We start from the raw sequence: 9,704 nt of genomic DNA on the forward strand, positions 1-9,704 counted from the left end.
GTCGACACCGCCCCGGCTGTCCGTGGGGGCCCCCGCTCCGCACGCCCCGCGCCGGGCGCGGGGATGCCATGAGCCCCGTCGAGCACCGCCGCCCGGCCGGCGCCGCGCCCGACGACCGCGAGCCCGACGCCGGCATCCGCTGGGTCAGCGCCTCCATGCCCACCCACGGCGGCGTGGTCGCGGCCGACCCCAGCATGCCGGTCGACGACGTCCCCTCCGAGCCGCCGTGGCCCCCCCGGGCCGACGCCGGGCCCACCGGCGGGGCCGGCGCTCCCGGCCCACCGGGCACGGGTGCCCCCAGTGCGCTTCCCAGCCGTTTCGGGCGCAACGTGCTCATGAATTACGTGGCGCAGATCGTCACCGCCCTGGCTGCCATCGTGATCACGCCGTTGCTGCTGAAGCACCTGGGCCGCTCGGCGTTCGGCGTGTGGATCCTCGCCAGCAGCATCGTCACCTACCTCCAGCTGTTCGCGGCGGGGTTCGGCGGTGCCACCACCCGCCTCGTGGCCGAGGACGCCGCGGTGCGGCCCGAGGTGGCCGTGCGCACCCTCAACACCACGTTCTTCGTCCTCGTCCCGCTGGCCGCGCTGGCGCTGGTGGCGGGCGTCGTCATCGCGTTCCTGTTCCCGTCGATGTTCCACGTGACCCCCGCGCTGCACACCGACGTGGTGATCGCCGTGGCCGTGCTGGCCGTGGCCATGGCCGCCGCCTTGCCGTGCGACACCTTCGGCGGCGCGCTCCTCGGCCACCAGCGCTTCGACCTGCTGTCCATCTCGAACGCGCTCCTCGTGGCGACGACGACGGCGGCGAGCATCGTCATCGTGGTGAACGGCGGCGGCATCGTGCCGCTGGCGGTGGCCACCACGCTGATCTCGCTGTCGTTCCACGTGGTGCGCTACGCCATGCTCCGCCACATCGAGCCGTCGACGCGGCTCAGCCGCCGGCTGGTCGACCGCGTCCAGCTGCGCCGCGCCGCACGCCTGTCGGGCTGGTTCCTCGTCCTGGCCGTGCTCACGGCCGTCTACAACACCCTGTGCGACGTGCTCATCGTGGGCATCGTCGCCGGCGTCAGGGCGGCGGCCGTCTACGCGGTGGGTTCGCGCCTCGCCAAGGCCGCCATGCAGGCCCTCGACTCGCTGGCGCAGGTCTTCTTCCCCCACGCGGCGCACACCGCCCGCAACGAGTCGAGGGACGCGCTGGCCGGGATCACCATCGACGGCACCCGGGTGACCCTCCTCGGCGGCACCATGGCCGCCCTGGTGTTCGTGGTCCTGGCCGCCCCGGGGATCCGCGCCTGGGTGGGGCCGGGGTACCGGACCTCGGCCCAGGTCCTGGTGGTGCTGGCCGTGGCCATGGCCCTCGGGTCGCCGTTCCGGGCGCTCGCCAACATCATGACCGGGGCGGGCGACCTGCGGAGCCTGACCTTCGTGCGGGCCGGGGAGGTCGCCGTCAACCTGGCGGTGTCCGTCGTGCTCGTGATCGTCATGGGCCCGGTGGGCGCGGCGTGGGGCACCCTGGCGGGGGTGGTGCTGTTCCGCCTGCCGGTGGGCATGGTCATCGGCTGCCGGGCCGTGGGGCTGCCGGTGCGGACGCTGCTGGTGCGGGCGGTGGTCCCCCACCTGCTCCCGGCAGGCGCGTGCACGCTCGTCCTGGTGGCCATGATCCGGGTGGCCGAGGAGTCGGTCCCGGGCCTGTTCGCGGCGGCCGCCGCCGGGTGCATCGCCTACCTCGGCGTCTACTTCGCCACCGGCTCCACCCCCGGCGACCGCCGGCGCATGCTCGGTTACGTGCACTCGCTGCGGTCGCGGCGAGTCGGCGCCACGCCGTCGGCGTAGGCACGAAATCCTCCACCAACACCCGGAGCCTCCCTGTGCGACGACTACGATCCCGGGCCGTGAGGTCGACCGGGTGACCCGGCTGTCCGGGCCCACCGCGCTGACGCGGAATATCGAGACGACCGCCGGGACCGGGCCGTGAGGCCCCGCCGCGCCCTGCCCCCGGCGATCCTGCTCGGCGGGGCGGTGACCACCCTGAGCGTGGCCCGGTCGCTCGGCAGCGCGGGTGTCGAGGTCGTCATCCTGAGCGACGACGTCACCGACTGCCTGGGGCGGCACTCCCGGTACTGCCGGCGCTACGTCCATTTCGGGCCGGAGGCGGGCGTCGACGTCAAGGACCGCTGGATGGACTGGATCGCCGGCTTCGACGAGCCCGCCGTCGTGCTGCCGTGCTGCGACGAGGGCGTCGAGCTGGTGGCGCGCCACCGGCGCACGCTCATCGACGCCGGCCACCTCCCCATCGAGGCCGCCGACGACGTGCTGCTCGCCATGCTCGACAAGACGAAGACCTACCGCCTGGCCGCCGCCATCGGCGTCGTGGCGCCCCGCATGGTGACGGCCCACCGTCCCGACGACACCAGCGCCGCGCTCGACGAGGGCCTCACCTTCCCGTGCGCGGTCAAGCCCACGCGGTCCGACGCCGCGGTCCGGAAGCTCCCGGGGTACAAATCGTCCAAGGGCACCGTGGTCCACGACGACGCCGAGCTCGCGGCGGCGGTGGGCATCTTGTTCTCGGTCGACGTCGGCGCGCTCATCACCGAGATCATCCCGGGGGGTGACGACCGCTTCTGCTCGTACTACACCTACCTCGACGAGGAGGGCGAGCCCCTCCTGCACTTCACCAAGCGCAAACCCCGCCAGTTCCCGATCGCCTTCGGCACGGGGACGTACCACGTCACCAAGTGGCAGCCCGACGTGGCGGAGCTCGGGCTGCGGTTCTTCCAGGGCGTGGGCCTGCGGGGGCTCGGCAACGTCGAATTCAAGCGTGACGAGCGCGATGGCCAGTTGAAGCTCATCGAGTGCAACCCCCGCTTCACCATGGCCAACGGGCTCGCCCGGCTGGCGGGCATCGACTTCGCCCTGCTCGCCTACAACCGCCTGGTGGGGCGGGGGCTTCCCCCCCTGGAGTCGTTCCGCGACGACGTCAGCCTGTGGTTCCCGCGAGAGGACCTCCGGGCGCTGCGCGCCTACCGGGCGTCGGGCGAGCTCTCGACGACCGAGTGGCTCCGGACCGTGGCCCACGTGCAGCACTTCCCGACCTTCGCCTGGTCCGATCCCAAGCCGTGGTTGGCCGGCGTGCGCGCCGGGCTCCGCCGCATGGGCGCCGGCGCCCGGCGCCCGGCCGTGCCGTCGCCGGCCGCACCGGCCGTGCCGTCGCCGGCCGCACCGGCCGTGCCGTCGGGGGACGACCGGGGCGGCCCCGCAGCGACCTCGACCCCGTGACCGGGGCACGCCGCCGCCCGTCGGCCCTCACCCGGGCCCTGCACACGCTGCCGCGTGCCGGCGGTCCCGGCCTGGCCGTCGCCCACCGGGTGGAGCGCCTGCGCGCCCGGGGGCTGCGCGCCGCGCTGCACCGGTCGAAGGGCCGCCCCGCCGACGACACCCAGGCCCTCGGGCGCAACGACGCCGCCGCCTACCGCTGCATCTGGCAGGCGGCCGCCGACGCCGCCGGCGCCGAGGTGGAGGAGCTCGGTGGCGGGTTCCTGCTCGTCCGCCGGGACGGGGTCGAGACCATGGTGTGCCGGAACCTGGCCATGGTGGACCACCCGGTGTCGATCGCCCTGGCCCTCGACAAGTCGCTCATGGCGGCCGTGCTCGGCGCCCACGGCGTGCCCGTGTCGGAGCAGGTCGAGGCGCACCGCGGCGACATCGCCTCGGCGGCGGCGCACCTCGCCGCCGGCGGAGGCCGGTGGGTGGTGAAGCCCGCCAGCGACACCGGCGGCGGCTACGGCGTGACGTGCGGGGTCGAGACGGTCGACGACCTGTGGCGCGCCTGGCTGTGGGCCTCGGTGTGGAACGACCGCATCGTCCTGGAGCGCCAGGTGGAGGGGGAGGAGTTCCGCCTCCTCTTCCTCGACGGCGAGCTCCTCGACGCCGTGCACCGCAGCCTCCCCACCGTCACCGGCGACGGGCGGGCCACCGTGGCCGAGCTCATCGCCGCCGAGAACCACCGCCGGCTCGTCGCCGACGACGAGGTGGGCCGGGCGATCAAGATCGATCTCGACTGTGAGCTGGCCTTGCGTCGGGGCGGGCTCACGCTGCGGTCGGTCGTCCCCGCCGGGGAGCAGGTGGCCGTGAAGGGCAACGTGGGCGACAACTGCGCGGCGGAGAATGCCACGGCGCGCGACCTCCCACCGGCGCTGGTGGCCCGGGCCGCGTCGGCCGCCCGCCTGGCCCGCCTGCGCTTCGCCGGCGTCGACGTGGTCACGCCCGACCCGCGCCGGTCACTCGAGGAGGCCGGGGGCGTCGTGCTCGAGGTGAACGGCACGCCCGGCCTGCAGCACCACTACCTGGTGCGCGACCGCTCGGCGGCGACGCCGGTGGCCACCGTGCTCCTGGAGACCCTGCTGCGCGAGGCCGCCGACCGCTCGACGGGACCGCCCGGGGCGTGACGCCGCCGGTGCGGCGTCAGCTGGCCGCCTTGGCCGCCGACGACCGCGGCCGCCAGAAGGCCGGGATGTCGCGGGGCCGGCGCGGCTCGGCCAGCAGGTAGCCCTGGTAGAGGTCGCAGCCGAGCTGGCGCGCCACGTGGCGCTGCTGGCGGTTCTCGACGCCCTCGGCCACCACCCGCAGTCCCAGTCCGTGCCCGAGCTCGTTGATGGCGGCCACGATCCGCTCGTCCTCGGTCTCGGTGCCGAGCCCGCTCACGAAGGAGCGGTCGATCTTGATGTGGCTGACGGGGAGCTTCTTCAGGTGGCTGAGCGACGAGTAGCCGGTGCCGAAGTCGTCGATGGCGAGTCGGACGCCCACCTCGCGCAGCTCGTCGAGCATGCCGGTGAGGTGGCCGTCGTCGGAGACGAGGCCCGACTCGGTGATCTCGAGCATGAGCGCTCCCGCCGGCAGCCCGCTGCTCTCGAGCGCGCTTCGCAGCGCGGGCAGCAGCTGCTGGCCGTCGAGCTGCCGGGGCGAGACGTTGACGGCCAGGAAGGAGTCCTGGGCCTCGGGGTACATGGTCCGCCAGCGCGCCATCTGGGCGCAGCCCGCTTCGAGCACCCACTGCCCGAGCGCCACGATCAGCTCCGACTCCTCGGCCAACGCGACGAACCGGCCCGGCAGCAGCAGCCCCCGGCGCGGGTGCTCCCAGCGCACGAGCGCCTCCAGGCCGAGGACGCGGCCGTTGCTCAGCGAGGCGAGCGGCTGGTACTCCAGGCGCAGCTCGCCGTTGTCCACCGCGACGCGCAGGTCGTGCTCGAGCTCGAGCCGGCTCCCGACCTCGTCGCGCAGGCCCGCGTCGAAGATCGCCACGCGGCCGCGGCCGCGCGTCTTGGCCTGGAGCATGGCCATGTCGGCGTCCTGGAGCACGTCCGAGGCCTCGCGGCCCACGTCGGCCAACCGCACCAGCCCGATGCTGGGCGTGACCGCCAGGGTGCGACCGGTGCTCAGGTGGACGGGGCGTGACAGGATGGCGCGCAGCTCCTCGGCCCGCTGCAGGGCGGCGTCGGTGTCGGGCACGTTACGCTCGAGGGCCGCGAACTCGTCCCCGTGGAGCCGGCTGAGGCTGATGACGTCGGGCATCGAGGCGCGCAGGCGCTCGGCCACCGCCAGGAGCACCTCGTCCCCGACGGCGTGGCCGAGCGAGTCGTTCACGAGCTTGAAGCGGTCGAGGTCGAAGAAGAACATCACGAAACCCGCCATGTCGGCCGGGTCGCTCTCCTCGATGGCGCTCTGCACCGACGTCAGGAAGCCACTGCGGTTGGCCAGCCCCGTGAGGGGGTCGTTGCGCGCCTCCCATGCCAGCCGGTCGAGGAGCCGCTTGCGGTCGGTGATGTCGGAGACCGAGCACACGACGGCCGCGGTGTCGGTCCCCTCCCCGTCGCCCAGGGGGCGGGAGCTGACCGACAGCCACTGGTCGTTGCCCTCGTCGTCGCGCACGCCGATGACCACGTTGGTCGTCGCCGCATGCCGGGCCAGCGAGGCCGCCAGGGGCAGCGCCTCGGGCGGGAAGGGCGTGCCGTCCTCGCGCTGGGCGGGGTTGCCGCCGGTGAAGATGTCGTCGCCGCGCCCGTTGCGCAGGCGGTCGCCCAGGATGCGCGTGGCCGAGTCGTTGGCCGCCGCCACCGTGCCCTCGCGGTCGATGACGACCACGCCCTCCTCCAGGGCGGCCACGGCCGCCGCGTAGCGCCGTTCGAGCGCGGCGCGTGCCGCCGCCGCCTCCTCGGCGAGCTTGCGCTCCGAGACGTCGCGCATGATGGCCTGGAAGGCGGGCTTGCTGTTCCAGCTCGTGCGGGCGCTGGCGATCTCGACGGGCAGCTGCCCGTCGGGGCGCAGCAGGGTGGCCTCGAAGCCCTTCACCACGTCCCCCGGCTCCTTCAGCTGGGCGAGGCGGGCGATGGTGGCGGTGAGGTCGTCGGGAGAGATGAACGACGTGATGGGCTTGCCCAGCGCGTCGGACGCCGATGACAGGCCGACCATGCGCACGGCCGCGGGGTTGGTGTAGACGATGAGGCCGTCCTGGTGGACGATGATCCCGTCGGGGGAGTGCTCCACGAGGAGCTGCAGGCGCTCGCCGACGTCGGCGGTGACCCACGGGACGTCGCCGGGCTCGGTGACGTCGGCCACGATTCCGAGGAAGTGCGCCATGCCTTCGTCGGGCACGGACACGGCCCGGACGAGCAGGCGGTGCACGCCGCCGTCGGGCGCCTCGAACTCCTGGATCAGCTCGTAGTTCTCCCAGGTGATGCCGGCCTTGACCGTCTCGACGATGGGCCCCAGCACGGCGTCGCCGAGCTCGTCGGCAGCCACCGTGCGGCCGTCCTCGCCCGGCGGCACCCGGTAGACGCCGCCCACCGGCTGGCCCCGCAGCAGGCGGGCGAAGGGGGCGTGCCACACCACGCCGGGCCCGGGCACCTCGAGCTCCCAGACCACGACGTTGGTGAGGTCCGACACCGTCGACAGATGGCGGGCCGAGTCAGGGGGCTCGTCGAGGAATCCTCGTCGGGCGAGCGGGGGCGCGGGTCGCACCGGCCCGAGACGTGCTTCGGCCATGCAATGGCTATCGGCGCCCCGGGGGGGGACCTTGACCCCACCCGCCGCACGCCACGTTGCGCGCGTCATCATCACTTTCCGTGCCTGTTTTGGCGGTGTTTTTCGGGCCCGGGCGGGCGGTCACCGGGCTCCCGGCCGGGCGGGCGACAGGCGCACGAACCCACCCGTGAGCACGGTAAAGACGTCCCCTGGCCCTGTCGGACGCCCCGGACCACGGCGCGCCGGCGTCGGGGCCCTCCGTCGCGCCCCCCGGCCCTTCCCCGAATCATCAAGCACAAGATGTGGTGGCCTATGCCCGAGGTGACCACCATATCTGGTGGATCTACCACCCCGGCCGCCGCCACGGGCCGGGCGGCCGATAAGCCACAACAGCCCCTTTACGAACACGTGACCCGGGCCGTACTCTGTGGCCCCTCCCCGATCGACCAGAAGGAGCCAGGACGATGTCCATGGCAACCCCGCAGGGTACGAAGACGAATGCGACACGTGTCGGTGAGCCCGTTTCGATGTGTGGTGTGGGTGCCGTCACCGGCTATGGCTGGGGCCACAAGCTGCTCATCGAGGGCATGCTCTCGGGCGAGCCGGCGCTGCGCCCCACGCCCGGTTTCTCCCCCCATTTCGAACACGACATCGCCTGGGTGGCCCGGATCGCCGACGAGGGCGACCCCTCCGACGGGCCCACCCGCTACACCCGGGCCATCCGCCACGCCGCCCGCGAGGCGGTGCACGACGCCATGGACCGGGGCTGGCGCCCGGGCGGGGTGGTCGGCATCGTCCACGGCTACGTGCTCGGCGACGTCGATGCCTGGCGCGACTACCACCACCGCGGCGGGCTCGACGCCTCCAAGCGCGAGTGGGTGAGCCTGATGCCCTCGACGGTCCTGTCCGAGGTCGCCCAGGAATTCGACTTCCACGGCCCGACCATGGCCGTGACCGCCATGTGCGCCTCGGGCGTCGCCGGGCTGCTGACCGCCAAGATGTGGATCAACGCGGGCATGGCCGACGACGTCCTCGTGCTCATGGCGGACCTCTCGCTGACCCCGGAGAACTGCGCGGCGTTCAACAGGGTGGGCGTGCTGTTCGTCGACTCGCCGTCGCTCGACGCCTGCCGGCCGTTCCAGGAAGGCAGCCGCGGCTTCACAGGCGGCGAGGCGGCCGTGGGCTTCGTGGTGTCGGGGCGCCGCGGCGCCGCGTACGCCAACATCCTCGGCGGCGCCATGACCCACGACGGCCACCACGCCATCCACATCGCGCCCGACCACGCGCAGGTGTTCCGGGCCTTCGCAGGCGCCATCGACAACGCCGGCGTGCACCCGCTCGACATCACGTACCTCAACGCGCACGGCCCGGGTACGCGCCAGTGCGACACCGCCGAGGCCGCCGTCCTCGACGCCATGTTCCCGGCCGCCGAGGGTATCTATTCGGTGAAGCCGCTGGCCGGCCATTGCCAGGGCGCCGCCGGCGCGGTGGAGCTCACGGCCGCGCTGTACGGGCTGGAGCGCGGCGTCATCCCGGCGCCGCCCCGCGTGGCCAAGGGGCATCCCCGCCTGCTCGACGGGCCCACTGCGTGCGTCGAGGGCCCGGTCGTGAAGTCGTCACTCGGGATGGGCGGCCACAACGCCGTCATGGTCCTCGAGGCCGCGCCCGCCTGAGCGCGGCGGCAGGCGCGACGGCGGCAGGCGCGACGGCGGCAGGCGCGACAGGCTCGATCACCCCAGCCGCCGTCGTAGGATTCCGGCCGTGAGCCCGTCGGTGCCCCTCGTCGCCGTCGGGCCCACCGACTGGCGGCTCGCCACCGATGCCGTCGTCGCCGGGGGTGGCCGCGTGGTCGTCCCCGAGGAGGCCGAGGCACTCGTGTGGGTCGACTGGTCCGACGTGCAGGGCCTCGACGGCATCCTCGAACGGTCGCCGGGCATCCGGTGGGTGCACCTGCCGGGGGCCGGGATCGAGCGGTTCCTCGACTCGGCCCGGCGCTTCGGCGGCCGGACGTGGACGTGCAGCAAGGGTGCGCACTCGGCGCTCATCGCCGAGCACGCGCTCGCCCTGGCGCTGGCCGGCGTGCACGCCGTCGTGCCATCGGCCCGGGCGTCGGCATGGGAGCCCATGTCGGTGGGCTCGCTCATGGGCCAGCCCGTCACCATCGTCGGCGGGGGCGGCATCGCCGCCGCACTGATCGCCCTGCTGGCACCCTTCGGGGCGCGCGTCACCGCCGTGCGCCGGAGCGACCGCCCGCTCCCCGGGGCGGCGCGTACCCTCACCACCGCGTCGTTGCACGACGCCCTGCCCGACGCCCGCCTCGTGGTGCTCGCCCTGGCCCTCACCCCCGACACGACGGGCATCATCGGCCGCGCCGAGCTCGAGTCCATGCACCGGCGGGCGTGGTTGGTGAACGTCAGCCGCGGTGCCCATGTCGACACCGACGCCCTCGTCGAGGCCCTGACGTCCCAGGCGATCGCCGGCGCCGCGCTCGACGTCACCGATCCCGAGCCGCTGCCCGACGGCCACCCGTTGTGGAGCATGCCGAATTGCCTCGTCACGCCGCACAGCGCGGGAAACTCCAGCGCCGTCATGCGGTTGTTGGCGCGGCGCGTGGAGGACAACGTCCGCCGCTTCGGTGCGGGCGAGGAACTGATCGGCGTCGTGGACCCCGTCGCCGGCTACTGA

6 protein-coding genes are annotated in these 9,704 nt (G+C 73.8%); 5 read left to right on the plus strand and 1 reads right to left on the minus strand.

Annotated elements, in window-relative coordinates:
• Positions 1-68 precede the first annotated feature (68 nt).
• From VMV22_09770 to VMV22_09780, 3 genes are all read left to right on the plus strand, one after another.
• On the plus strand, positions 69-1,835 hold the full coding sequence (locus tag VMV22_09770) for an oligosaccharide flippase family protein (GenBank protein HUY22617.1): 1,767 nt from the start codon (positions 69-71) through the stop codon (positions 1,833-1,835).
• A gap of 138 nt (positions 1,836-1,973) precedes the next feature.
• Positions 1,974-3,278 (plus strand): hypothetical protein, encoded by a 1,305-nt coding sequence (locus tag VMV22_09775; protein HUY22618.1) that lies wholly within the window; start codon positions 1,974-1,976, stop codon positions 3,276-3,278.
• A complete protein-coding gene (locus tag VMV22_09780; protein HUY22619.1) occupies positions 3,275-4,447 on the plus strand; it encodes a hypothetical protein in 1,173 nt (390 codons plus the stop codon). The genes VMV22_09775 and VMV22_09780 overlap by 4 nt, the downstream gene beginning before the upstream one ends.
• Before the next feature lie 16 nt (positions 4,448-4,463).
• On the opposite strand, the gene VMV22_09785 is transcribed toward VMV22_09780, so the two are convergent.
• On the minus strand, positions 4,464-7,040 hold the full coding sequence (locus tag VMV22_09785; GenBank protein ID HUY22620.1) for an EAL domain-containing protein: 2,577 nt from the start codon (positions 7,038-7,040) through the stop codon (positions 4,464-4,466).
• Positions 7,041-7,555: 515 nt separating this feature from the next.
• Here VMV22_09785 and VMV22_09790 point away from each other — a divergent pair.
• A complete protein-coding gene (locus tag VMV22_09790) occupies positions 7,556-8,692 on the plus strand; it encodes a beta-ketoacyl synthase N-terminal-like domain-containing protein (GenBank protein ID HUY22621.1) in 1,137 nt (378 codons plus the stop codon).
• A gap of 88 nt (positions 8,693-8,780) precedes the next feature.
• Positions 8,781-9,704 (plus strand): NAD(P)-dependent oxidoreductase, encoded by a 924-nt coding sequence (locus VMV22_09795; protein ID HUY22622.1) that lies wholly within the window; start codon positions 8,781-8,783, stop codon positions 9,702-9,704.

The sequence above is a fragment of the Acidimicrobiales bacterium genome (genome assembly GCA_035531755.1).
GTDB lineage: Bacteria > Actinomycetota > Acidimicrobiia > Acidimicrobiales > UBA8190 > DATKSK01.

Coding starts and splice junctions, on each gene's coding strand:
- VMV22_09770 (HUY22617.1), top strand. CDS start 69: ATGAGCCCCGTCGAGCACCGCCGCCCGGCCGGCGCCGCGCCCGACGAC.
- VMV22_09785 (HUY22620.1), bottom strand. CDS start 7,040: ATGGCCGAAGCACGTCTCGGGCCGGTGCGACCCGCGCCCCCGCTCGCC.